The 25,956-nt window shown below is 40.3% G+C and carries 22 protein-coding genes; 5 read left to right on the top strand and 17 right to left on the bottom strand.

Translation table 11 applies throughout. From position 1 onward, the window contains the following. Nucleotides 1-17 precede the first annotated feature (17 nt). On the top strand, nucleotides 18-1,217 hold the full coding sequence (locus ACTWPF_RS04915) for a cytochrome P450 family protein (protein WP_443148520.1): 1,200 nt from the start codon (nucleotides 18-20) through the stop codon (nucleotides 1,215-1,217). Between the two features lie 189 nt (nucleotides 1,218-1,406). Here ACTWPF_RS04915 and ACTWPF_RS04910 read toward each other — a convergent pair whose 3' ends face one another. The 6 genes from ACTWPF_RS04910 to ACTWPF_RS04885 form a co-directional block, all read right to left on the bottom strand. Further along, nucleotides 1,407-2,150, bottom strand: a complete 744-nt coding sequence (locus tag ACTWPF_RS04910; RefSeq protein WP_443148519.1) for a basic secretory protein-like protein — start codon at nucleotides 2,148-2,150, stop codon at nucleotides 1,407-1,409. A 41-nt stretch (nucleotides 2,151-2,191) separates the two neighbouring features. Beyond that, the gene (locus ACTWPF_RS04905) at nucleotides 2,192-5,347 is read right to left on the bottom strand and encodes an alpha-mannosidase (protein ID WP_443148518.1); all 3,156 of its coding nucleotides are present in this window, start codon (nucleotides 5,345-5,347) and stop codon (nucleotides 2,192-2,194) included. 66 nt (nucleotides 5,348-5,413) lie between these two features. Next, on the bottom strand, nucleotides 5,414-6,250 hold the full coding sequence (locus ACTWPF_RS04900; protein WP_443148517.1) for a carbohydrate ABC transporter permease: 837 nt from the start codon (nucleotides 6,248-6,250) through the stop codon (nucleotides 5,414-5,416). Nucleotides 6,251-6,261: 11 nt separating this feature from the next. Then, nucleotides 6,262-7,182 carry a carbohydrate ABC transporter permease gene (locus tag ACTWPF_RS04895; RefSeq protein WP_443148516.1) on the bottom strand — a complete coding sequence of 307 codons (921 nt, stop codon included), beginning with the start codon at nucleotides 7,180-7,182 and terminating at the stop codon, nucleotides 6,262-6,264. Between the two features lie 61 nt (nucleotides 7,183-7,243). Then, nucleotides 7,244-8,539, bottom strand: a complete 1,296-nt coding sequence (locus ACTWPF_RS04890) for an ABC transporter substrate-binding protein (protein WP_443148515.1) — start codon at nucleotides 8,537-8,539, stop codon at nucleotides 7,244-7,246. A 205-nt stretch (nucleotides 8,540-8,744) separates the two neighbouring features. Further along, nucleotides 8,745-9,890, bottom strand: coding sequence for a GntR family transcriptional regulator (locus ACTWPF_RS04885; protein ID WP_443148514.1), 1,146 nt, complete (start codon nucleotides 9,888-9,890; stop codon nucleotides 8,745-8,747). A gap of 278 nt (nucleotides 9,891-10,168) precedes the next feature. Here ACTWPF_RS04885 and ACTWPF_RS04880 point away from each other — a divergent pair, with 278 nt between their 5' ends. Continuing rightward, nucleotides 10,169-10,351, top strand: a complete 183-nt coding sequence (locus tag ACTWPF_RS04880; protein ID WP_443148513.1) for a hypothetical protein — start codon at nucleotides 10,169-10,171, stop codon at nucleotides 10,349-10,351. A 43-nt stretch (nucleotides 10,352-10,394) separates the two neighbouring features. Here ACTWPF_RS04880 and ACTWPF_RS04875 read toward each other — a convergent pair whose 3' ends face one another. Both ACTWPF_RS04875 and ACTWPF_RS04870 read right to left on the bottom strand, forming a co-directional pair. Beyond that, the gene (locus ACTWPF_RS04875; RefSeq protein WP_443148512.1) at nucleotides 10,395-11,951 is read right to left on the bottom strand and encodes a zinc ribbon domain-containing protein; all 1,557 of its coding nucleotides are present in this window, start codon (nucleotides 11,949-11,951) and stop codon (nucleotides 10,395-10,397) included. A 312-nt stretch (nucleotides 11,952-12,263) separates the two neighbouring features. After that, nucleotides 12,264-12,854 (bottom strand): TetR/AcrR family transcriptional regulator, encoded by a 591-nt coding sequence (locus ACTWPF_RS04870; protein WP_106897648.1) that lies wholly within the window; start codon nucleotides 12,852-12,854, stop codon nucleotides 12,264-12,266. 240 nt (nucleotides 12,855-13,094) lie between these two features. Here ACTWPF_RS04870 and ACTWPF_RS04865 point away from each other — a divergent pair, with 240 nt between their 5' ends. The 3 genes from ACTWPF_RS04865 (at nucleotide 13,095) to ACTWPF_RS04855 (ending at nucleotide 14,390) form a co-directional block, all read left to right on the top strand. Further along, a complete protein-coding gene (locus ACTWPF_RS04865; protein ID WP_443148856.1) occupies nucleotides 13,095-13,166 on the top strand; it encodes a putative holin-like toxin in 72 nt (23 codons plus the stop codon). A gap of 504 nt (nucleotides 13,167-13,670) precedes the next feature. Then, entirely contained in the window at nucleotides 13,671-14,165 is a 495-nt protein-coding gene (locus ACTWPF_RS04860) for a DUF2975 domain-containing protein (RefSeq protein ID WP_443148511.1), read from the top strand. A gap of 9 nt (nucleotides 14,166-14,174) precedes the next feature. Then, nucleotides 14,175-14,390 carry a helix-turn-helix domain-containing protein gene (locus tag ACTWPF_RS04855; protein ID WP_036575782.1) on the top strand — a complete coding sequence of 72 codons (216 nt, stop codon included), beginning with the start codon at nucleotides 14,175-14,177 and terminating at the stop codon, nucleotides 14,388-14,390. A gap of 73 nt (nucleotides 14,391-14,463) precedes the next feature. On the opposite strand, the gene ACTWPF_RS04850 is transcribed toward ACTWPF_RS04855, so the two are convergent. The 9 genes from ACTWPF_RS04850 to ACTWPF_RS04810 form a co-directional block, all read right to left on the bottom strand. Continuing rightward, nucleotides 14,464-15,156: a copper homeostasis protein CutC gene (locus ACTWPF_RS04850; RefSeq protein WP_443148510.1), complete on the bottom strand. Its 693-nt coding sequence runs from the start codon at nucleotides 15,154-15,156 to the stop codon at nucleotides 14,464-14,466. A gap of 2 nt (nucleotides 15,157-15,158) precedes the next feature. Continuing rightward, complete coding sequence (locus tag ACTWPF_RS04845; RefSeq protein ID WP_443148509.1) at nucleotides 15,159-16,526, bottom strand: M17 family metallopeptidase; 1,368 nt, start codon at nucleotides 16,524-16,526, stop codon at nucleotides 15,159-15,161. A 56-nt stretch (nucleotides 16,527-16,582) separates the two neighbouring features. Next, complete coding sequence (locus ACTWPF_RS04840; protein WP_161464754.1) at nucleotides 16,583-17,575, bottom strand: asparaginase; 993 nt, start codon at nucleotides 17,573-17,575, stop codon at nucleotides 16,583-16,585. Between the two features lie 248 nt (nucleotides 17,576-17,823). Then, nucleotides 17,824-18,891 carry a Gfo/Idh/MocA family protein gene (locus ACTWPF_RS04835; protein ID WP_443148508.1) on the bottom strand — a complete coding sequence of 356 codons (1,068 nt, stop codon included), beginning with the start codon at nucleotides 18,889-18,891 and terminating at the stop codon, nucleotides 17,824-17,826. Between the two features lie 24 nt (nucleotides 18,892-18,915). Beyond that, the gene (locus ACTWPF_RS04830; RefSeq protein ID WP_443148507.1) at nucleotides 18,916-19,782 is read right to left on the bottom strand and encodes a sugar phosphate isomerase/epimerase family protein; all 867 of its coding nucleotides are present in this window, start codon (nucleotides 19,780-19,782) and stop codon (nucleotides 18,916-18,918) included. Between the two features lie 24 nt (nucleotides 19,783-19,806). Continuing rightward, nucleotides 19,807-20,790, bottom strand: coding sequence for a Gfo/Idh/MocA family protein (locus ACTWPF_RS04825; RefSeq protein WP_443148506.1), 984 nt, complete (start codon nucleotides 20,788-20,790; stop codon nucleotides 19,807-19,809). Beyond that, nucleotides 20,771-21,739 (bottom strand): Gfo/Idh/MocA family protein, encoded by a 969-nt coding sequence (locus ACTWPF_RS04820; RefSeq protein ID WP_443148505.1) that lies wholly within the window; start codon nucleotides 21,737-21,739, stop codon nucleotides 20,771-20,773. Before ACTWPF_RS04820 ends, ACTWPF_RS04825 begins: the two co-directional genes overlap by 20 nt. A 46-nt stretch (nucleotides 21,740-21,785) precedes the next feature. Then, nucleotides 21,786-23,087, bottom strand: a complete 1,302-nt coding sequence (locus tag ACTWPF_RS04815) for a glycoside hydrolase family 125 protein (RefSeq protein ID WP_443148504.1) — start codon at nucleotides 23,085-23,087, stop codon at nucleotides 21,786-21,788. A gap of 82 nt (nucleotides 23,088-23,169) precedes the next feature. Beyond that, the gene (locus ACTWPF_RS04810) at nucleotides 23,170-25,884 is read right to left on the bottom strand and encodes an alpha-mannosidase (protein WP_443148503.1); all 2,715 of its coding nucleotides are present in this window, start codon (nucleotides 25,882-25,884) and stop codon (nucleotides 23,170-23,172) included. Between the last annotated feature and the right edge of the window lie 72 nt (nucleotides 25,885-25,956).

The following is a 25,956-nucleotide window of genomic DNA, read 5'->3' as shown; positions in this document are numbered from 1 at the left end:
GAAAGGGGACAATTGAAATGAGCTCCATAGAAACGGTAAAAAGTAACTTATTCACAAAAGCATTCACACCAAATCCCTATCCTGCATACACACAATTAAGAAATGAAGAACCGGTGGCACGAGTATTGTTGCCAGACGGTCAGTATGCCTGGATGATAACACGCTATGAAGACGCATTAGAAGCACTGAAGAACCAGAAGTTCATAAAAGATTATAGGAAGCTTTACGAGGAGGATGACTCCGATTATGGCAGCGTATTTAGCGAAAATATGCTTTTTGCTGATATGCCAGACCATCGCCGTTTGCGCGGCCTAGTTTCCAAAGCGTTCACCCCACAAATGATTGCATGCATGCGAGATCGTATTCAAGAGATTACAGATGAATTACTGGATGAAATCGCCGACAAGAAAACCGTTAATTTAATTGATGCGTTTGCTTTCCCACTGCCGATCATTGTCATTTGTGAAATGTTAGGTATTCCTACAAAGGATCGCGATGATTTTCGCATTTGGTCCAATTCGATGATCGAAGGATCCAATGGAGCATACGCCCAAGATATTCAGAAGCACATGCAAGATTTCATTCAATACCTCAGAGATCGCTTTGAAACGGTAAAGAAAAATCCGGGGGAAGACCTTATTAGTAAATTGATTGTCGCAGAGGAACAAGGCGACCAACTAACCGAGAAAGAGTTATACGGCGTCGTTTCCCTCCTCATTATTGCCGGCCATGAAACAACGGTGAATTTTATCGGGAACAGTATTATGGCGTTGATCGAAAACCCGGATCAACTTGCATTACTAAAGGACCAGCCTGACTTAATCAAATCAGCAATCGAAGAGACCCTTCGATTTAATGACCCTGTTGAATACAGTACATCTCGCTGGGCAAGCGAAGACATGGTGTTTAAAGATCAAGCCATGAAAAAAGGTGATTTAGTAATTGTCATCCTTAACGCAGCCAACCATGATCCCAGCCAATTTGAAAATCCTGATCAACTGGATATCACCCGAGAGAAAAGTAAACACCTCGCATTCGGCAAAGGAATTCATGCCTGCTTAGGCGCACCACTCGCTCGACTAGAAGGGGAAATTGTCATTGCTAGCTTTTTCAAACGATACCCGAATGCCCAGTTGAACATAAACAAAGAAGATTTAGAGTGGCGGACTGGCATGATTGTAAGAGGGGTAAGAGAATTACCGCTTTTATTGAATTAGACAAGTTGTTTATCTTGGAGAAGGTTGCGTAAGTTAAATGTTAGTGGTTTTCCTCACATTAGTTAGAAAAAGCGGATTAACTCCTTTAGAGAATTAATCCGCTTTTCTTATTAACAATTAGGGCATACTCACAGCAAGTATCGATAAAACAAATGGTTCTCCCTTTATAACTATGTTAGTTTATTTCCCTTAATAGTGGGTTCTCACGTTAGGGTTCTGAACGTACTCTTCCCATAAGTCCTCAATTGATTTCCCTGTTATTTCCTCAAACAGTTGAAGATCGAATGTGCCGTTTTGCATCTTCCTATTTACGATGTCAACAGCAAAATGATTCTTATGCTGGGTAATCCATAGGAAAAACCGCGCTGTTACACGATAGCCACTGTCATAGTTGTCAGTGTCTTCTACTTCTTCTGGCAACCTCCAACTCCCATTATGTGGTCCATAAATATATCTAGTATAATCTGCAATTCCCTCGGTAATCCACCATGTTTCATCATCATATGTTGGATACGCTTGAGCTAAATGAGTTAACTCATGTGTAAAAAGAGCCACGTCATCAGGGTTAGTAAGAATCCAATCAGTACTAACAACTATCTTGCCATTGTCTGCATATGCTACACCGTCATACTCAGGATCAAATTCAAGGATCACCTCTTTACTTGCTTCTTTTGGATTATATGCATACTTTTTTATCAATTTCGGATAAACTTTGAAGTACAGGTTAACAAACTCATCAATAATCGGTTCCATAGCTGGATCTGTTTCCCCATTTATAACTTGAAGACTGTAACCTCTTTTTTCATACTCATTTGTTGTCTGGATGGAATTGTTCAGCTCATTCGTTACCCCTTCTGCATGTACACTAGCGAAACCGCCAAAACCACACACCAATAGTCCAGTACAAATTAAACTGCTCACAATTTTCTTCATAAAACTACCTCCTATTTATTTAGTAAGGAATATATTTCTCCCTATTTTTCTAGCAAGGTTTGCTTTCCCCCCTCCTTTAATTCTACTAGAAACGTTTTAATCTCATAGGGAGTAATAGAAAATGTTAAGTTCTCATCCAGTGAAACTTCCCCTGTTGCTTCTTCCATCAAGTTACATTCTTGCCAACTTTTAATAGAGACTCCTGATGTTATCGTTACAGGACCTCTTCTTCCTGTATATTCATGTAGCCGAATTACTATTTTGTTGCTATCTTCTGCTTTCTTTACAGCGTCGACAATAACGTGATCAGTTGATAGCGAAAATAGACTTAAGTCACCCACTGTAGATTTACCTGGAAAATAGGACAAAGGTTGATTTAGATCTGAAGCTTCTTGAACCGTATTTCCTTCTATCCAATCCCCTTTATGTGGAAGTAAGGAATATGAAAAAGTATGCTCTCCCTGATCTTGTGTATAATCTGGGAAAGTTGCACCTTTCAATAGAGTCAACCTCATTGTTCCATCCTTAATGTCATAGCCATATTTGCAATCGTTCAACAAACTAACTCCATATCCCTCCTCGGCTAAATCAGCCCATTGATGACCTACTGTTTCAAATTTGGCTAGATCCCAGCTGGTATTCCAATGGGTTGGGCGCTTTACGTTACCAAACTGAATATCAAAGGTAGCTTCTGTTGAACGAATATCTACCGGGAATGCCACTTTAAGTAACTGGTTAACCTCATGCCACTGTACGCAAGTCTCAAAGTCTATTCGGCGCTTATCGCTATAAACTACCATTCTTTGTTTAATGAGAGACTGGTTGTACTTCCACGTAAATTGGACTACAGCCCGAAGTGAATTGACTTCTAGCACCTTTATTTCTTGCAGTTTCTCTATTTCCTTCATTTTTTCAAGATAGAAAATATCAATTTCCCATGCATCCCAGCGTGTTGGCTTATCTTCAAAAATTTGAAAGACATTTCCGTTTTGGCTGCCTTTTAAAACGTTGCGGTTGTTTTCTATATCAAAAATTCGCGTAAGGTGACCCGACTTATTCCATGCGATTTCATAATAAGGAGTTCTAACTCCATTACCTAATATTTCAATTGGGGTTATTGTCTCTTTACGTTTGTTATGGTTCGATTTGAAGTGTACCGTTGTGATCCCTAGTGAAGGTACCGTTACCTTTACCAACCAATACCCATCCAACTTTTCTGCAAGCAAAGGCTGCTGTGATCCATCAAACCAAGTTCCTGATTCTTCCCCTGGTTTAACTGGTATCTTAACTAGCGACTGGCGATTCCAAGAGGATTGGTTAATGATTGTATAGCAACCAGTCGCTTCGGCCACTACACCCTCTGTTGTTGTGTTTTTGATAGATAATGCTATGTCTTCAGCTTCCTTATATTCAAGTCTACTATCTTCATAAACTTCTTTAATGGATGATCCTGGGAGAATATCATGAAACTGATTTCTTAGAATAACTTTCCACCCTTGGTTTAGTTGTGTCAAAGGGTATTCTTCCCAGTTTTCCGTAATGGCACTCGATAGTACACTTTCTAATTCTACTTCCTTATACAAGAGTTCCAACTTGCGATTTGACTTCTTGTTATATGCTTGAGAGGTATAGGTTCCTCGATGGAATTCTAAATAAAGTTCCCCGTCCCACAAGTGGACATATCCCTCTGTTTCCTCTACATCCTTTTGCAGCTTTTTCAAATAATCCACCGCTTTACTTGGTACTACATTTGGCATCCCAGGCATAGCATCTAAGCGCCGGCGCATTTCTAACATGTCCCGCGTCACTCCGCCTCCTCCATCTCCGTGTCCATAGGTGATCATAATATCTTTTGTTACATTTTTATCACGAAAAGCCTCCCATGCCCCTAGCATTGTTTCAGCACTTATAGACGCATTGTAATCTGCTCCCCATCCTTTTCGTCCAGGATAAGGTGTAGTTATGAAGTAGGTTAGTATTTCTGTTCCATCTATACCGCGCCACTTAAACACATCGTGCGGCATTCGATTGTACTGATTCCAGCTGATTTTTGTTGTAACAAAAGATTGAATGCCTGACTTTTTCAATATTTGGGGCAACGCCCAGCTATAGCCAAACACGTCAGGCAACCAAAGATAGGTACACTCCACATTGAACTCTTCACGCAAAAAGCGGGTACCGTGTAATAATTGACGGACAAATGATTCCCCAGACGGAAGGTTACAATCTGGCTCTAGCCACATTCCTCCTTCAGGTTCCCAACGACCTTCCTTAACACGTTGCCTCATTTGTTCATAGATAAATGGGTAATCCTGTTTAATAAAATCATAAAGTTGGGGCTGTGCCTGTTGAAAGGTGTATTCCGGATATTTCTCCATTAAGCGAAGCACTGTAGAAAAGGAACGAGCAACCTTTTCTCGCGTATGTTTCAAACGCCATAACCAGGCAACATCAATATGTGTATGGCCCACCGCGTGTACGGTAACGGAATGGTGTTTTTTAATCTGCTCCAATCCAGCATGTAAACAATCGACCGCAACTTTAGTAGATTGATAAAATGAGTCCGACCCTGGTAAAACCCAATCCAATAGGTTAACTGCCCGGTTTAGAAATAATAACAGGTCCTCTCGAATCGGGTTGTGCTTATCTAGCATTTCTATGGTTTGCAGGACAGCTTTCCCTGTGTAATATAAATCATCGACATGTTTATCTAGCCAGGATATAAACGCCTTTTGTATTTGATGATCTTGTTTTTTCGGACGCCCTCCTCCCTCCAATCCCGACCATAGATGGAAAGCGAGCTGCACAGAATCTCCTACAAATTCATCTGGAAGGAAAACCTCTCTATGATTTCCATCCACACCCTGGTACGGCGAATTATTCACATATAACAGGGACTCAAAACCAGCATTCGTCCCCCCATCTGTTATTCCAAAGTCAAATACTCCTACTACCTCTTTTTGCTGCCATGTTTTCGGAATTTCCACTTCCGTTGTAAGCCAAGCATATAGATCTCTCCCAGACCACGTATCTCCTAGTTCGATTGTTGTCCATTCCCCTTCAATTGGTGGAGTGACTCCTATTACTCCTTCTGCATCTAACTGAAACCGGAAAATAGGAATCTCTATTTTCTCCCTATAACGATATTGGTTTAATTCAGTAATTCTTGCTAATAGCTTTTTCTCGGTTTGAAACAATTAATCTCCTCTTTTCCTTCTCATTTGTTGTTTATTTCGCCAATTCCATTATTCCATCCCATTTAATTAGCCCTTAATTCCACTAAACGTAATCCCTTTAATAAATGTCTTTTGTAGAAAGAAGAATAATAAAATAATTGGGATTGTCATTAACGTTGAGACAGCCATCATTAAACTCCATTCTGAACCTTGTTTGTTTTGAAATTGCTGCAAAGCAAGGGAGAGCGTATAGGAATCTTCATTTGTTAAATATAATAATGGCCCAAGAAAATCGGTCCAACTCGCCATTAATTGAAATAGCCCAACTGCAAGGACTGCTGGTTTGGCTAATGGCAGCATGATCTGCCAATAAACTCGAAGCTCGCTTGCACCATCCATTTTGGCTGCTTCCCTTAAGGAATCTGGTAATCCCATAAAAAATTGTCTTAACAAAAATATGTAAAATGGAACACCAAAGAACTGCGGAATAATGAGCGGCAGCGACGTCCCGACCCAACCTAATTTGTTAAACAGAAGAAATAAAGGAATCATCGTAACTTGAGCAGGAATCATCATAACAGCCAGCGTTAAAGCGAAAAGGACATTCCTCCCCCTCCACTTTAATTTAGAAAAACTGTAGGCAACGAGTGGACATGATAGAACGACTCCTAATGTACTTAATACCGTGATGACGGAGGTATTAAACAAATACTTCCAAAAAGGAATGTATTCAATTGCTCTACTATAGTTCTCCCATTCGAACGGTTTTGGAATCCATTCAGGCGGAAAGGTAAATACTTGATCAATTGGTTTTAATGATGTGGAAACTAACCAAATAAACGGCACTAAAAAAAATATAGAGGCAATAATTAAAAAGACATGTGCAACAGCGTTCTTTCCTTTTTTTACATGAGTAGGGTTCATTACTCTCCTCCTTATTTACCTTGATAGTGTACCCAGCGCTTGGAAGACCAGAATATTAGGACCGTTAACAGCATGATGACAACAAATAGAATCCACGCCATTGCGGAGGCATATCCCATCTTAAAATATTTGAACCCATTGTCATAAAGGTACATGACATAAAAGGTTAGGGAATTAGCTGGTTTTCCCTGCCCTTGTGTAAGGGTGTATGGCAAAGTAAACTGTTGAAATGCTCCAATTACACCCATTACAAGATTAAAGAATATAACTGGTGTAAGTAATGGAATGGTGATATGAAAGGTTTTTCGAAACCAGCTTGCTCCGTCGACTTCTGCAGCTTCATAATACTCATCTGAGATATCGCCAAGTCCCGCTAAATAAATCACAACAGCTTGCCCAATTCCCCAGAGCGACATAAAAATCAAGGATGGTTTTGACCACTCCTCACTTCCTAACCAGGCAGGTCCACTAATGCCAATCATATCGAGAAACCCATTGACAAGCCCGAACCCAGGGTTTAGAAGCCACATCCAAAGAACAGCAATAGCTACATGGGGAACCAAGGTCGGTAAAAAGAAGATGGTTCTATAAACTGTCATACCTTTGATTTTCAAATTCAACAGCATGGCTAAAGCTACACCTGAAATAATACTCAATGGGACAAAGAAAATAGCGAAATATACTGTATTATAGATAGATTTAAAGAATAGCTGGTCATTCATTAATTCTTTATAATTCTGGAAACCGATAAATTCACCAGGCTGTAGTATAGAATAAGAGGTAAAGCTAAAATAAATTGATACAACTAATGGTAGAATGTAAAACAAAAGTAGACCGATAATCCAAGGTGTTGCGAATAACCATCCACTTGTCTCCTTGTTTACTTGATTGCCTCTCCTTTTCTTATTTCCATTATTGGCTAACTGTCTCATTGTGTTCACCCCTTGCATTGTGAAGTGGGAGAAAGGAATAACCCCATCCCCCACTTTTCATTTATTCGAGTGCTGCATTTACCTTTTCATTAGCAGATTTTAAAAGATCTTTTGGGTTCTCATTTCCATGGATGGCATTATCTACCGCATTAGATAGTTCATTCCATAAAAGCTCACCCTCTGGAAGTACAGGGCGGTTGTGCGATTCGGGTAGAATGTTAATAAATTCACTGAATATCGGATCATCCTTATACCCTAGCTTCTCATTAACTGAATCAATAACAGACAACGTTTTATACTTACCGTTGTATATTTCTTGCCCTTCTTCTGAACCAAAGAATTTAACAAATTCCCATGCTTCATCTGGATGCTCTGCTCCCTTAGGAATTACCACAGCCATCCCTCCAGACCAAGAAGTAAAGTTTTCGCCTGTAGGTGTCGGGATTGGTGTAACACCGTAATTTAAATCAGGCTTGTACTTTAGATAACCGGAGATGCTCCAATTTCCACCAATGTGCATCGCAAGTTGACCAGTGAGAAAAGGATCCATCTCCCCAGAACCACTAGAATCGGTAAATCCAGTTATATCCTCCACACTGTATTCCTTGGCGTATTTTGTCATCCATTCTAGAGACTCCACAACTTTTGGATCATCGGCTGTTACTTTCCCAGCCTCTTCGTCATAGAAATTGCCTCCATATGCCCATCCCCAAGAATAAAGCCAACCTTGGTTGTACCAAGGAATAAATCCTACTCTTTTAAATCGATTTCCGTCCTTAATAGTTAATTTCTCAGCTGCTTCTTCTAATTCATCAATTGTTTTTGGGGGTTTTTCAGGATCTAACCCAGCATCTTTAAACGCATCCTTATTGTAAAATAATAGGCGTGCGTCTGTATCTACTGGCATAGCATAAAGCTTATCTTGGTATGTTGCTTCTTCCCAGGCAAATGGGTAATATTTGTCACCCGTTATGCCATCCTCTTCAGCGTAGGCAGTAAGATCAGTCAACGAACCCTGATCAGCCCATGACCCCACCTTAAAACGATCAAACCAAGATACATCGGGAGGATTCCCTCCTGCTACAGCTGCTAATAATTTTTCATTTTGCGATTCATTTGCAGCTGTATACACAGCATCTACTTTTATATCCTGATGCTTTTCATTAAAAGCATCCACTACCGCATTAATCGCTTCTTCCCCTACCCCTGAATTTTCATGCCAAAAAGTAATAGTTGTTACACCATCTTCATCTTCCCCTCCCGAAGTTTCGTCACTTGAACAGGCGGATAATGTAAGCGCAATCATAATAAAGACAGCTAAATAAACCTTTTTTAAATTATGGCTTTTCCATAACATCCCTTTCACCCTTTTTCTTTGAATTTGCCATGCTCTTTACTTCTTTCATCCTCCTCTGGCACGTTAAAGAAAACTGAAAAATCACACTCCTTTTTGATATATCAATATACTAACAATGACAATTACTAATGTCAATATATTTTTATTTTATTTTATTTTCTAAATTTAACCCATAAAAAAAGAAACCACATTATTCATGGTTTCCTTATAAATGATTTATCTTGGTTGAAATTCCTTGGATCAAACGATAGCCTACTTTACAATCATGTAATTCTCTCTCTCCATTCAATTGTTTAATCAGTAAGTCAGCCGCTTGATATCCCATTGCCTCTTGATCTTGCCTAATATGAGTGAAAAAGGGTTCATTAAGATAAAAAGTGGGTGAATCAAAACAAAGGATAGAAATATCATCCGGAACTTTTTTCCCCATCGATGTTAGCAATTCATTCAGTAGCATCGCTATTTCAAACTCACTACAAACGTATGCTGTAACCTCTGGATTGTATTGAATAAATTGAATAAGTCTTTCGCGATCCTTCTCATCAGATATATTGTGATTCTCACTGTATACATGGACCGGCATCGTACTATGTATTTCTGTTAAGACATGTTCTTGATTTATCGGTTTTCCTTTTGCCGAAAAGGCGGCCTGATATCCCCTATATCTTTCTTCCACAGAGGAAGTGCCATCAACTGACGGAGAAATAAATGCAATGTTGTCATGTCCATCGTCTAAAGATAAGGTAGTCAGATCCTGCATAGCTTTTCTATTATCTATAGAAACCGAAGTTGCGGGTATCCTCTTTAAATAGCGGTCGATCAGAACTAAAGGATATTCTTCTACTACCATTCGAAGTAATTCATTATTATAGTGAACCCCCTGAACTGGTAAAATGATAATGCCTTGTACTCCCATCTCCAGTAATGAATGAATCGCCTTTTTCTCCTCTTCCTCCAAACCAAAAGTTCGTTTTAGCACAAGGTTATAGTTTAGTTCTGCACACCTTTTTTCAATTGCCCTTACTAAATCTAAGCCATATGTATCAGTAAAATCGGGTATGATGAATCCAATCACTTTTCGATAAGCATCTGGTTTTATTTCGGTTGACTCACTCGATGGCGTAGAATCAAAATTAGGCAAGTTTTTTGAGACAAAAGATCCTTTGCCTTGAAAGCGTTGTATAATATCTCGTTGTGAAAGTAAATCAAGTGCTTTTTTAGAGGTAATCCTACTCACCTGAAATTGTTTGGCTAACTCCTCTTCTGTAGGTATTTTATCCCCGCTTTTTATATCTCCTTCTTTTATCATATTTAATATATAGTTATAAATTTGTTCATATAAGCTACTCATTCCAACCATCCTCAGTAAATTGTTATATTCATTATAACAATTTACTGAAAGTTGTTCAATTGAATCTAGTATTGGGTAGAAAGACATATTACCTATTGCCAATAAGTTAGGGCTTTACTTTCAGTATCGAAAGGCGATGTTCACGCGCTCTCAGCCGATGCTTCCTCGCTCGCGGCCGATATACTCTCCCTCTCAACCGATACTCCAAGCTCTCTTGATCATCCCCAACCCAACTGTTAAAATGTCCCATAAAGACTCACCAAATAAGGAGGCAAACCATGCAAAAACGACTCAATCCCGAGCAAGTTCTTTTCCTAGCAGTATTTGTCATGATCGTACTCGCAGCATACGAATTTCTACTCCCTGACTTTACATACAAATCCATCATCTTCATCGCCTTGGGCGGGATATCTGCCTATCTTGGGGGCATTCTTTCCATCAAATTAATTAAAAATAAATAAAAAAACGATACTTCCATGCCAGGCAAGGAAGTATCGCTGAACTTTATTCTTTTTCTTTTCCTTTATCAGAGGTATGGAAAACGGGTTCCTCTACAGTTACACGTTCCATGCGGTCTTCTTCCATCGATCCTGCATAATCTATTCCTCTGACCGCCCATGTTTCTTGCTGTTGGTCATAAGCTAATACATATCGCGTTTCGTCCTCTACTTGTTCTAATTCTGCATCGGTGCCTTTTTCATAAATTGCTTCTTCGTAATAGGTTATTGTATCGACGGTTAATTCCCAGAAGCCTTCATATGATTTTTCTAACGTAAAGGAATCCTGATAAAAATCCATCCCGTGAAAAGCACCATCATACATAATATCGTTTTCCAAATTGTACGCTGCTTCCTCTACGATCCGATCTTTTAAATCTGGTATTGCTGTCGTTAAGGCATCTGGATTTGCCGTTGAGTAGACTTCGCCAAATTCCTCATTATAAGTTACCAAGATATCTTGGATCTGTTGCTTAAACTCATCACTATCTCCTAGGTTAAACTCCACGTAACGTTCAGTAAGTGGCTGGTCATTCGTTCTTACCGTTCCCCATGGAAGTTCTGCTTCAAATGAGACATTCATTGATCCATCAATCAGTAGTGGTCCAACTTGATCTTGCTTTGATAAATCCACACCAGTATCTTTGCCATTAACAAATAATTTAATGGAACTTAGTTCATCATAGCCTTTCATCCCTAAATCAAACGTTACCATATCTCCATCTAAATAAAGATCCACATATGCTGGAAAGTTAGGATCACCTACAGCTGTTTCTTCCCTCTCTAAGTTAAAGAATCCGGTGTCAAGTGCTGCTCTAATCGTATGTTCGCCAGGTAAAAAGGGGCCGATTTCTAATTGGGCATTATCCTTATCAGCTGTTGCGACAACTTCATCGCCTACGATAATCTCTGTATCTTTATAATTCGTTGCCACTTCAAAGTAAACAGGATTTACTGTGATCTCGTAATCATCAAACAGGAGGAACTTCTTCCCGTCCTTTTGGAAATCAAGTGCGTATGTTCCAAACTGATCTACTTCGCCATCTGCTTGATACTCCAAATGATTCAGTACAACCTTAAATTCATTCTGCTTTGCGTTGTATAACGCTATCATCCCTTTTACAGATTCTTCCGTGATCTCTAAGTCATCGTCATCTGTTGTTAATAAGGATGCTAGTTTGCCCGCATCTTCCTCTTCAATTGCAGATTGAAATTCATCCAATACATGCTTTGGCGAAGTCATCGTGTTGCCTACAGCGTAAACCCCAATTAATAAAATGATAAGTGCAGCAGTAGAAAATAGAATGATTTTTGACTTCTTGTTCATTTTCTTCCTATTTTGATTTCCATTAGATCCAGTTGTTGCCTGTTCAACTTGAGGATCGTTATGTTGCTCCACCTCTAGCGACGGGGTGACGTTCTGTTCTTGTTCCTCGTTTTGACTAATATATGTATTCCCCGTATTTTCGTTAGGTTGCCCCCCATGCTCTAATGCTTTCCCGCAATGCTTACAAAATCGTGCATCTGGTGCTATTTCCCCACCACAATTTATACAGTATGCCATGTGCTTCCTCCTGCCCTATATTTAATTTACTTCCGCCAGCTCAGCATATAATAACCGATATAGGTTTAGTCCTTTTTACATGCTTTACTGCTGTAAATCATCATAAGTATACAACAAAAAAACCGCCATTTGGGGGCGGATTAGATTTATGGGGGTTCATTTTAAAAAACAGGAGGAAATACCTAAATAAATTTTGTATTGTACGAACTTTCTTTAGTTATAAATGACCAGTTCTATCTTACCGGTTTTCGTATGATGGGGAAAACAAACATAGGACAGTTCTAACTCCCAAGTGGGAAAGAACTGCCTTATTTAAGACTTTGTCGTCCCGTTCAAAATCAAATCGACAAGTAAACTATATTGTCCAGCTAACGTTTTGGGCTTTTGCTTCCATTGTGACATGGTTTGTCCCAATGTTAATAAGCAAAAACGGGCAGCATCCTCTGGCTGAATACTTTCCCTGAGCATTCCTTCTTCTTGCATTTCCTCAAAGATTTTAATAAACGGATCCAAATATGTTTCTTTCCACAAGGAAAAAATACGTTTGCGGTTTTCCTCTTTAAATTCAACTAAGATATCATGCACCATCATCATCATGCTTGTAGGATGCTCTGCAGACAGTACTTCTAACATTCCTTCAAGCCGCTCTGCAATTGTACCATCGCCGACAACACGTAACCTTTTTTGAATGTGGGAAACAAACCTTTCTAACATCGCTATGTAAAGGGATTGTTTGTCTGAATAATGGTAGTAAAGAGCTGGCTGTGTTATTTCGCATTGGGCCGCAATCTCTCTTGTTGTGACAGCTCGGTAGCCCTTTTCCATGAACAATTGCTGTGCCACACTTAATATTCGGCTCTTCGTCCATTCGGGATCTTTGCGATTTGCCTGTGATTTTTCCATCGTAGATCTTCCTTTATCTATATAATCTCCTCTATTTTAGCATGAAAAGGGCCGTCCATTTCCAATTATGTGTAAGTCTTAACTTACCGATTATTAATAGAGTAATATTTTAAATTTAATTATAAATACATAAGGAACTCACGTTCGTTTATGATATAATCGTAATACAATAGACTGGCTTCACATGAGGGTAAGGCACATTTCCTCCTGGGAATTTTCCCATGAAGGGGGGTGTTGCCTATGGATACGAAGGATGTGTTAACACTGATGATTTCATTCGGTATGTTAATCGCGTTTATCATGCCCGGTTAGAAAAACTCGCATTCCCTCGTCTTTTAGGGAATGTTTATGTTTTTCTTATACTTGGTGCTTCAAAATTTTAGCTGCATCGTAAATGCTTCCTAGTTAAAATTTTATACATTCCTAACGTGAAAAAATGAAAAATAACCCCTCATGTGCTTTAGCCAGGCCTTGAGGGATTATTTCCTAAAGTGTGCCACCCCTTACGTCGGGTTGGTCTATTGTACCGTTCCATGTGTCCAGCATGGAACGGTTTTTAATATTTTATATACTTCTTATTAGATTATACCATGAATTTGTTTCATGTACACTGTAATGTAACCATGAACACCTTTCAATGGTACATTCCTCTCACGACAATTTTTTTATGCTCTTACCTCTCAAATAGAAACACCCTCCTCACCTCTTAATCAAAGCTACACAACAATACAATATTAAAATTTAATAATTATTTATTGTAAAACGATAAATAATGTGGTAAATTAAATAAGACAAAAAATTAGTGAGGTGTTTCGAATGAAGCAAGGATCAACTACCTTTTTAAAAATAGCTGTTTTCCTAATGGGTATCCCTGTACTAGCTTTAGCTATTCTTTTATTACCTAAAATAGGATTGGAAGCAATGGATCAGGCTGCAAGTGGTGACACGCAGTTAGCATACATGGTCTTCGGGATTTTATTTATCATGTATATATCGATTATCCCGTTTTACTTTGCCTTGTATCAGGCTTTCAAGCTTCTAAGTTATATTGACAAGAACAAAGCGTTCTCTGATATATCGGTAATCGCGTTAAAGAAAATAAAACAATGCGCCATTACAATCAGCGGCTTGTATGTTATCGCGCTGCCACTTGTTTATATCATTGCCGAGTGGGATGATGCTCCGGGGCTTATCATCGTTGGCATGGTACCAATTGGCGCTTCCCTAGTGATAGCAGTCTTTGCTGCCGTTCTCCAAAGACTTCTAAAAGAAGCAATCAATATCAAATCTGAAAATGATTTAACGGTCTGAGGTGATAACATGGCGATTATAATTAATGTTGATGTGATGTTGGCAAAAAGAAAAATGAGCGTTACCGAACTGTCCGAAAGGGTTGGAATCACAATGGCTAACTTGTCTATTTTGAAAAATGGCAAGGCCAAAGCAATTCGCCTCACGACGTTAGATGCGATTTGCAAAGCATTGGATTGTCAGCCAGGAGATATTTTGGAATATCGAGATGATGAGGAAGAATAAGTACGTAGACTTGTCATACATTTTAAAAAACCGACCTATGCTCAGGTTCAAGCATAGGTCGGTTTTTTCTTCATCAACTTTTTAAATACCCTAAAATCTTCTCCACTTTCTCTTTAGAAAAGCCTTTCTCAAATGACTGATCGATCCTAACAGCTTTCCCAAAGTGAAACTGCGTACCGCCTGTTGCCTGCTTGATTTTTTCTATATTATTCGCGGAAAGTCCTGCTCCAGCCATAATAGTTGGACCTTCAAGCTCCCGCTCTATCTCAACCAATTTAATAAGCTGCTCTAGCCCCGCTTCGCAATTTGCCTTTCCACCAGAAGTCAAAATGCGTTTAACGTTCTTTTTATATTTAGACAACGTTTCATAGGCTTCTTCCTGTGATACCACCTCGTCAAACGCGCGATGAAATGTCATATCAAGATGAGGGAACAGAAGAAAAAGTTTGCTTAGCATCGCTTCATTTATGGTGTGATCTTCATTTAACGCCCCGAAGACAACCCGGTTGCCTCCAAGCTGCTGAATGGCCTCGATATCGTTACAGATCACCTTGAACTCCTCTTCCGTATAAAAGAAATGATGGCTATGAGGACGGATCATAATTTGCACGGGGATTTCCACACTCTCAAGTACTTGCTTCATCGTTCCGTAGCTTGGTGTAAGGCCACCTTCTGAGATAGCGGATACGAGCTCCACCCGGTCAGCTCCCAGCTCCTCTGCCTGAATTGCTTCCTGTTTATTTTGTACGATAACTTCTAGTTGCATGTTTATTCGCCCTCTCTACATACTATTTCTTTCAAGAGGCGCACCCCAAATCCAGTTGCCCCCTTTACATGATACCCATATTGCTTCCATGGACGCACTGTATTTGCCATATCAATGTGCACCCATTTGGTATCTTTTTCAACAAAGTTAGATAGGAAAATTGCTGCGGTAATCGCCCCGCCAAAGTTAGAGGAGCTCATATTGTTTAGATCTGCATAGTCACTTTTCATGTAATCTTGATAATCTTTTATTAACGGCATCGGCCATACATCATCACCCGTTTGTTCCCCAAGCTCCTTATAAGCCCACAAATCTTCTTCCCTGTTACTAAAGATCCCAGCCGTTTTTAATCCAAGCGCCTGACCAATCGCACCAGTAAGAGTCGCGGCATCAATTACCGTCGTAGCACCTATGGACTGTACATATAGCATACCATCAGCAAGGACAAGACGTCCCTCCGCATCCGTGTTCCCAACTTCGACATGTAACCCGTTCTTGTATTGAATCACATCTGATGGCAAATAAGCATTCGTTCCTGCCAGATTTTCCACTAACGGAATAACCGCTGTAACCTGTACTGGAGAATCCAAATCTGCAAGCAGCTTCATAGCGCCTACCACCGCAGCCGAGCCGCCCATGTCCATTTTCATTTCCCAAATGCCCTTGCCTATCTTCGTATTAATCCCCCCGGAATCAAAGGTAACGCCTTTCCCAACAAATCCAACATGTGTAGTATCGCTATTCTTCAATCTCAATACAGCCATTTTTGGTGGGTTAACACTGCCCTTTCCGACCATCTTGATCGCTTCAAGGCCATGTCTTGTTAAGTCTTCTGCTTCAAAGATTTCTACGGCTACGTTCGTATGTTGAAAAATCTCCGTTATCTTTTCAGCGTAACGTTGAGGGGTAAGCTTATTTGCTGGCTCATTACAAAGATCTCTGGCAATATTTACAGCATCTGATAGTACCTTCGCTTCCTGAAGTTGGTTTTTGTATAAAGAGAAGTCATAGCGTAGTGTGAATTCCACCTGGCTTTCTACGCGTTTGTATGTATCAAATGAATAGCTGGCAAGGAACCAACCCTCCATAAAAAACTGCACTGCCTTTTGTAGTGGCAATTCACGTAAGGCCTCAAATATCGGGTTCAGTTGAAGGGTAACTTTGCCGAACTTTTGACTTGCTACATATTTTCTCACTTCTCCACCTAATACACGTAGGTCTTCCATCTGAATCACTGGCTTGGCAATATTTATAAAAAGATAGACAGCGCCATCCTTTTGCATAAGTCTCATATCTCCGAACTCCGTATTGTTCGCACTAGCAAAATCCTCAGTTTCTCCCACTACCATTGGCTTTACAACGATCTCCATGACACCCACTCCTTTTAAAAGCCCTTCTATTCTCTAACAGCACTCACTTAAGATCCCTACAAATACACCTTTGTTTGACCAACAAGCTTTCCGTTATCGTTCATAATATCCATCGACCTTATTTTTAGTAGCCGCTCAATTGTATCCTGGTTTTGATAATTAATCTTTTTAAGTAATGCAGCAACTAATATTGGCCAAACGAGTTCAGAACCACTTAACACTTTAAGCGCAATACTCATTTTCTCTTTTCTTAATGCAAGGCAATAGACCCCTTGTGCTCCGCCTTTAGCGATAATGTTTTCATCTTCAAGAAGTGCCGTACAAATAAAATCATGGGATGCGACAATTTCAGGTTGTGCATTCATCACATCTCCAACTTTTCTTACGGCATCTGCTGTTTGCTTATTGGCTATTAGATCTGGACGAACAAACTTTAAAAATGATAGGGCCATATTTCTTAAAGGAACAGCATGTACAGGCACGCCACAGCCATCTATCGCGGTTTGAATTTTATTCTTTTCGATTTCAGCTAAATCCGCGACATACTCGAGGATTTCCTGCTGTAGCGGGTGACTTAATTGTTCATACCCGCTTACATCATACCCTTTTTCTTTTATATATCCTAAAAAACCTAAGTGTTTGCCTGAGCAATTATGTAATAGTCTGCGTCGAGGTTTATGGTCCCAAATATAGTTATCCTTTGGGGCATCGTTTAATGGGTAGCTTGGATTGCAAACAAGGGCATCTTCCTTTAACTGCAGCTTGTTCAATAAGCTTTCCAAAGCATCCTGATGGTATGCTTCTCCGCGTTGGGATGCGGTGAATAAAGCCGCCTCCTCAGGAGTTAGTCGATACTTCTCTACCATATTGGTCGTAAAAGCTGGAATTGCCTGTAATGGTTTCATCGCAGAACGGTAAAAAACATACTGGTCAATATCCCCTTTTTCGTAGATCACTTCCTTCTCCTCATTTAGGATGCAAATTAACCCTTGATGTGTATTTTCCAAGCTTTCGCCTCTAAACTCTTCTATAATAACGGGGTTTGACATTCCCTCACCTCTCTTATCCGTTTTCAGAAAAACTTTCACTACGTCGTTCCTGCTCTCTGACTAAAATTTTATACATTGCTAATGTGTTAAAAGGAGAAAACCCTTGCCACTAATCTGGTACAAGGGTTACTCCATGAAATGTAATCTTACATTTTTTTACTCTTAATTTAGAAAATCTGGCTTATCGCCACATCTCTATAGAGAAAGCCTTTCGTTACACTTATACAGTAAGGAAGTTATATCGTTTCCTATTTGTCAAAATGTATTTCTTTCCCTGTTTCACTAGACTCATAGACACCAGCCAACATTTTCATGATCTCTACCCCATCTTCAACTGGGCTGATCGTTTCTGCTTCTCCTTTAACACAGGTTACAAAGTGGTTAATTTCTTTCTGAAACCCTTTAACGAAGTCAAACGATAATTCATCAATTTGTGGCGTGGCGTTTAAAATCGTATTATTTCTTTCTGTTATGATTTCCAGTTCTGGTTCAATTTCTGCGCCACCCTTATCACCAAATACACTAACAGCCATAGTCTCTTTTTTTACATGAAGTGTGAAGCTGACATCGACCATTAACGAAGCGCCATTCTCGAAACGAATAATGGCATTTGCCATGTCTTCTACTGTGTTTGTATTGGGATCATAATCCGCTGCTTTGTAGAATGATTTATTTTTCACATTGGATCGGTTTCCCAAATTATAATAGGCGTTTCCACTAACCGATTTCACCTTTGGTTTGCCCATCAGATACCAGCACAGGTCTATCACATGCACACCTAAATCGATTAATGGGCCACCACCTGATCGTTCTTTATCCGCAAACCAGCCCCCAGGATTACCGAGCGCCCGCAGACAGGATGCCTTGGCATAGTAAATCTCCCCAAGTTCGCCTGCATCAATAAATTCCTTTAATACCTGGGTGTTTGTTCCAAATCGGCGAACGAAACCTACCTGGAGTGTTTTGCCCCCACTGTTTTTAACAGCCTTTTCAATTTCGAGTGCTTCTTCCACCGTTTTACATAATGGCTTTTCAACTAACACATGCTTTCCTGCATGTAATGCAGCAATTGCAATCTCAGCATGTGTGTTATTCCATGTACAAATACTCACAGCATCAATCTCTGTATCAGCCAGTAAATCATGATAGCTTTTGAAAAACTTTTCGGCACCATATTTCTCCGCTTTTTCCTTTGCTCTTTCCTCATTTATATCACAAACTGCATGGATTTCAACATCTTGATTATGTTTATAAGAGTCAAAATGCATTTCCGAAATGGAACCTGCACCAATGACCCCAACTTTTATTTTCCCCATCGTAGGTATCCTCCTTATTTAACCTTATAATGACTGCCAAATCCGCCGCACATTGTCTAGCCCAACCTTGGAAGCTTTCTTACATTCTTCAAGGCCCTCAAATTCAATGGAAAGATAGCCATCATAGCCAGCTTCCTTCACGACTTTTAAAACTTCCCGTAGATTAATGTCACCATGACCTGTTATTGCGCCTCTTAAGTAATTGCCGGTAGTGGATTGGAACCACCCTTCTCCCGGGTTGTAGGAGGACGCTGGGCGAACATAAAAATCCTTTGCATGGACCATCGATGCGTACCCAATGTTTTTACTAACGCCAACAAGTGGATCCTCATCAACACAGAGGAAATTCCCTGTATCGAGCGTTGTTTTAAAGTTTGGTCTGTCTACATTCTCGATGAGACGTTGCACACGGTCACTAGCCTGTACATAGAATCCGTGATTTTCGGTACTTGTTACAATGCCGTATTTCTTCGCATAGTCGGCAATTATTTGGCATGCCTCTGTCAGCTTAGGTAAATCTGCTTCAAATTGCTTTATTGATGCCTCTTTTGCTGGTCGAAAGGAGACATCATGCCGCATTAACTTCACACCTAATTGGTGCGCGATGTCTACTTCCTTTTTCACTCTTGCAATTTCCTGTTCAAATGCACCTTCACCTGGTTTAAGAAAATCTGCTCCAATCGCATAGTTGGAAATTTCGATTCCAACGTCTTTGGCTTTTTGCACGATCGACTTTATTAAATCAGGGTTGTCTTCCAGTGTGAAACCTAATGGCACTATTTCAATATGCTCACCGCCCTGGTCTGCCGTCCACTGGATGACATCTAAAATAGACATCTCCCCTGTTTTAATTGCTCCCAATAAACTGTATGAGCTCATACCAAGCTTCATATCTCACCCTCCTTTATCTGCAACTTAGCTTCGCTCTAATGTCACCGTTTCTTTTAATTCATTGGAGCGATAGGCTGCCTTCACAACTTCTAATGTCCGCAATCCGTCTATTCCAGTAATTGCAGGTTTTCTGCCTGTTTTAACACAATCAATAAAATCATGGACCAATCTTTCATCCATGTCTTCAGACCATGGTTTATGTTCTATTTTTCCTGTTTGATCATTGTACAGAACAGAATGCTGTTTAAAAGCGTCGACAATTAAGGACCCTTCCGTTCCAATAATCTCCAAGGTGACATCTCCCCAGATCGGAAACGTTTTTGGTCGTGACCAGCTTGGATCAATGGTAGCAATAATGCCTGATTCTAACTCCAACGTTACCAATCCCGCATCTTCCACTTTAATATCGTAGAAAAGCGTATCGAATTCTGCGTAAACGGATTTCACTTCATCCTTTAGCATCCAGCGAAGCAAATCCATAATATGGACAATATGATCTGTAGCAGCCCCACCGCCTGACAACGCTTTTTCAACAAACCAGCCACCTGGCATTTGTCCATGGTTTGTTGCATTAACTGCCATCACGTCACCAATCCGCCCTGACTCAATGATAGCTTTCACTTTTTGAATCGCAGGGACAAACCGGACAGCATATGCAACTTGTAAAATGACACCCTGTTGATCGCAGACCCGAATCATCTCTTGCGCGTCCTCCAGCTCTGTGGCTATCGGCTTTTCACATAAAATATGTTTTTTATAGGATGCAGCCTTCAGAACATGTTCTTTATGGTTTGCGTTTTCCGAACAAATCATGACCGCATCAATATCTGTGCTTAATAATTCATCTAGGTCAGGATAAAAGTCCGTTTCAAAATGTGTTGCCATTTCTTTGCCACGTTTAACGTCATCATCCCATATAGCCGCTATTTCTGCTTCAGGATGGTCCATCAGAAATGTTGCGTAACTATTTGCATGCATATGAGCAAAACTAATCATCCCTACTTTCATAAGACCACCTCGCTTCCTTGATCGAGACAGGTTGTCCTGTCTGAGCTGATTTCCTTGCAGCATCTACTAGTTGCATTGATTTTAATGCGTCATTTGCTAAATTTACCGGTTTATTTGGCCCTCTTGCCTGGTCTAGTACATACGCAAACTGCCTTTGTAAAACCGACTTGTCGAGAATCATTTCCTCTAGCTGATCCTCTTGTGAACTGGCCGTTACCTGTAAAGAAATGGGATTGCTATCTGCGCTGTTATGTGTGATCATTCCTTTGTCTCCGGTAAGCTCAAAGCTTGTTCCATTTTCCGTTTTAGCCCAGGATAATGCGACATGGGCGAATGACTTATCTATCATTCGGATGGATAGGAGAGCATACTCAACATGTGAACCGTTACGTCTCTTTCTTTTTATATGCTTTGCAATAACGCGCTCCACATCACCGAAGGTCCATAAAAGCCATTCAAATTCATCTATCCCAAGCTCGGAAAAGATATCCTTTTCTCCTCCAGGGTGAGGTGCTCCTCTCGACAGCCTGATAACCCCTGCTCTCCCTATATTTCCATTGCGTACCTGGTTATTCGCATCAACATATTCCGGAGAATATCTTCGCTTATTTCCAACATATAAATGGACTTGTTTCTCTTTGCATTCTGTAACGATGCTTGATGCCTCTTTCAGAGTGGAAGCAAGGGGGGAGGCACAAATAATATGTGTCCCTTGCTTCGAAAACTGTCGGATTAATTCCGGCCTTTCCTCCACAGGTACACAAAGATCGATCACATCTAAATTTAGTTCCTCCACATCTTCTACTCGTTCCCCACCGTTAACCTGAAACACAATCTTGCCTGGAGTCGTAGATTGTACTGGAACAATCGATAGAACTTCTGCCTCTTGCAGTTTCGACCAAGTTTTCAAATGCTGCTCATCATCTCCTACTACAGCTACTTTTACCAACTAATACACCTCACTTTTTCTATTAATCTACTAACCAAAATAACCTTTACTTTGCTAAGGGGCTCCCTTTCACATAGCGATCGGCTTTACTTATTAAAAATTCGCTGAACATGGAATTTGCCCAAGAAAACCATGGCCTCGTAAATTTCTCTGGTTGGTCCATATGAAAACCCTCATGCATGAATTGGGTGTCTGCATCCGTTGTTTTAAATAGATTTAGAATTTCTTCTTTTTCTTCACTTGTTTGTGCAGTCATCCCTTGAATTGCTAAAGCAATATGCCAAATATATTGCTCTGGTGTATGCGGGCTTCCCACCCCTTTCGCAACTTTTCCTTTGTAGAAATAAGGATTTTCATCACTTAAAACGAATTTTCTTGTATTTTGATAGATAGGATCATCCAACTTACAATAGCCTAGGTAGGGAAGGGCAAGAAGACTGGGAACATTGGCATCGTCCATTAAGTTATAGTTTCCATGTCCATCCGTCTCATAGGCATAAATTGTACCGAACTCAGGATGCTCTACCTTCCCGTACGTTTGAATACCGTTATCAATTTCATCTGCTAGATTCTTTGCAACAACAGCAAGGTCTGTATCTTGCAGCACTTTTTCAGCAATTTCTTCCAGCTGTCTTAGAGAAACTACTGCAAACATATTCGCAGGGATCAAATACCCATATTTACAGGCATCATCACTAGGACGGAAACCACTCCACGTCATGCCAGTATAGGCGACAGGTGCACCCTTCCCACCATGTGATAATGTATCCTGCGGTGGACAATTATCTCTTTCGAAATGATAAGTAGAATTCGCTTCATGATTTTGTTCCGTTTTCCAGGTGTCGATAATCAGGCTAACGGCCTGACGAAACGCGTCGTTAAACTGAGATGTTCGACCAGTGGATTTCCAAAAGAGATAGGCCAGCTGAATAGGATAGCATAACGAATCAATTTCATACTTCCGTTCCCAGAGCAGTGGTGTCATCTCGGTATTGTCATCATGGTACCGCTCTCCATTAGCTTCCTCATTAAAAGCATTGGCATATGGGTCATGAAGAATAAAAGAAAATTGTTTTCGGATGACACCTTCAATTAGGTTTGCCATTTCCTTGTCATGCTCTACCAGCATGAGATATGGTCGCACCTGTGCAGCGGAATCACGAAGCCACATTGCCGGTATATCACCGGTTATCACAAATGTGGTGCCATCTTCTTGTGGACGTATGGTTGTCTCATATGTATTGGAAAAACAATTCTCGAAAAGTGCCTGGGCTTTTTGGTCTTGCGCGTAAGCTGTTTTTACTTCTTCAATAAACGTCTTCATCGAGGCCGGTATGGATTTTTGCATCATGTTACACTCCCTTTTCATTGTATAAAGCAGTGTTCAAAAAGCTGCAGATTGCCTACTTTTTGAACACGCTATATGATTTCTATTTCTCAAAGCCAATTGTTACAATTTCATACGGCTTTACTGGCATTTGCACTTTGGAAGATTCATTGGACTGAAGTGTTTCTTGTTTTTCTTCTATCACATTACTCTTATAGGCGGAAGACGTACCATTTAGTGTGCGAACAAGTAAAGAATTATTTTCGTTTGTCATATTAAACCAACGTGTTAAAACATCTCCGGTCTGACCAGACACCTTCAGCGATGAAAATGCTAGATTAGGAGCATTCCATTCTAAAAATGACTTAGCTGCTGGCAGCTCACCATCGTGAATTCCTGTTTGTTTTACTGTCCATGGCACCTGAAATTGGTATGCATCTTGATATGCCTTGGTTGCATCCCCTTCCCCTGCATGTGGGTATATGCGAAGGGATACGGTGTGCTCCCCTAAACATTGGGCCTCCGGTGTTGGAAAATGGCCCCAATCCCCTAACTCCCCAACAGAGCGTAACAGCGTTATCGCAATCGTATTCCGACCATCACGTAACACCTCATATTCATTAAGTCCAAGATTCGCAACCGTCAATCCATCTTCTTCATTATGAACATCCACAAATGCCTGCTGGTGCTGGGAATTATCAGGGTTTGTCCACTCTTCTGAAGGCTGATTGGATCGTGTAGCCACTTCAAAAATGGAATCAACATGGTGCACATCTGTTTGAATAGCTGTTGGAAATAATGCGCGAAGTCGATGATCTTTTGCCTGGTTATTAAAGCTTGCTTCTACATTAATCCCTTTACTATTCTTTTCTAATGTAACGATAGTTGTAATCTTAAATGGAATGTTTTCCTCAGATCGTCCAGACTTCCTACCTTTAAATCCGACAAGCTCTTTTTGCTCCTGTTCAAGCAATTCAGAGGCACTTTTCGGAATCTCCCATTCGTGGGTAATTTCATATGCTGCTTGATAGGCGGTATCCTCCACCACTTTTACATTCGCGATAACATCTTTTGTTGTAAGTGTTTTTTGATCATGTGACTGTTTGTACATATACTCATTGCCAATATCACCAGTATCCTCATAAACACCTAACTCTTCAAAAGTTCTTCCATTCACTTTATTCGTTACAGTCAAGGAACCATTCTCATTAATATTTACATGCAAAAAGTCGTTTTCAAATTGGTTTTCGCCAGGAATCAAGGAATCCTGTTTCTGACTTGAGCTGGATTGAACTAAGGCAAATGTCTTGTAACCCATCGCCGGAACTTGCTCTGCCTCAAATGTAAGACGGACCCTTCTAGCCATATACGGTTGACGGAACTTTTCTTCCGGTAAGTCATAGTCAAAGGCTATGCCCAGATCTTCAACTGTAACGCTATATTCTGTTCCTGCCTCGTCCACGACGATTCTCTCTCCAAGCGGGAATTGTTTAAGTTCTTGCTTTTTGACCCCTTCTGAAAAGTAATCACGTCGAGCGTCTAGTGTAATGGAAACCGTGCCTGTACGGTCCCATCCCGTCGTATTATAAACGGTAAAGGCTAATGCATCCTCGCCCCATTTTTCAAATACGGTCGTATCAATCTTATTGGAAAGGGCTTCAAGGCTTTCATCAATAACTGCTTCGGCTACATGCTTACTCTTTTCAAAACGGGTCACCATTTCCCGATGTACTTCATCTACACTACAGCCGCAAATGCTGTCATGCGGGTGGTTTTGCATTAACGTTTTCCATGCATATTCCAAAAGATGGTGATTGTATTCCTCGCCATTAAGGTAGGCAAATGTAGCTAATGGTTCTGCTACTTTTTCTAATAATGCTTGGCCTAGCTGGTTCATTTGCTTAATATAAACACGGGCTGAAGCAGTGTTGACTAGCGTTCCCCATCCGTCTGTTTGCTGACTTCGCAGCTCCCCATCAATCACTTTTAAATCATTTGGAAGAGAGGCGGTTAGATTTTCAACATATTCATTAAAATTAGAATGGGTAAATGATATCTCTGGATAGAGCTTCTTCGCCGTTTCAATTGCTTCAGGCAAGTCTATTTGAATTGGCTGATGATCACAGCCATTCATCATAAGCCTATGAGGAGATGCCGCATACTTTTCTAAGGAAGAGAGATGCTGCTCCCAGTATTGCTTTGCTTGCTTTTCATCTACCGGTACTTCATTGCCGTTACAATACCAGTTGGCAAACAGGATGCCCAAGACAGAAGAACCGTCTGGTGAACGCCAAAGCATTTCCGAATATGGGGATTCGTATTGCTCTGCATCGCTCACCATATTATTAAATCCTGTAGGTTTTACCCCACGTCCAAAGACAGCGTTATTAATGCCAGCCTGGCTTAAAATTTGTGGTCCCTGTCCCATATTTCCGAATGAATCAGGGAAATAGCCAACCTTGGAAATCCCGCCCCATTGTATTGCATCCTTCATTCCGTACTGTAAATTACGTATGTTCGCTTCACTGCTTGTCAAAAACTCGTCCTGTAAGATATACCAAGGACCAATATGAAGCCTTCCTTCACGAATGTACTTCTCTAACTTTTCTCTCCTATTAGGACGGACCTGTAAATAATCGTCGAGGATAATCGTCTGTCCGTCCAAATGGAAGCTTTTAAATTCTGGATCCTTTTCCAATGTATCGAGTAAGCGATCCATCAGCTTGATTAATAAAACATGATGTTTCTCGTAAGGTAAATACCACTCTCTATCCCAATGCGTATGAGAAATAATATGGATATGCTTTTGATCTGTCACGTGTAACCCTCCAAGGTGATTCACTATTTTATTGATTCATTGTCAAAACGATTGCAGGTTTCCTCCACAACA

It is taken from the genome of Oceanobacillus sp. M65, assembly GCF_052246275.1.
In the GTDB taxonomy this organism is placed as follows: domain Bacteria; phylum Bacillota; class Bacilli; order Bacillales; family Amphibacillaceae; genus Oceanobacillus_B; species Oceanobacillus_B jordanicus.
The sequence above is the reverse complement of the archived record's forward strand: the minus strand, read 5'-3'. Positions and strand labels throughout refer to the sequence as shown.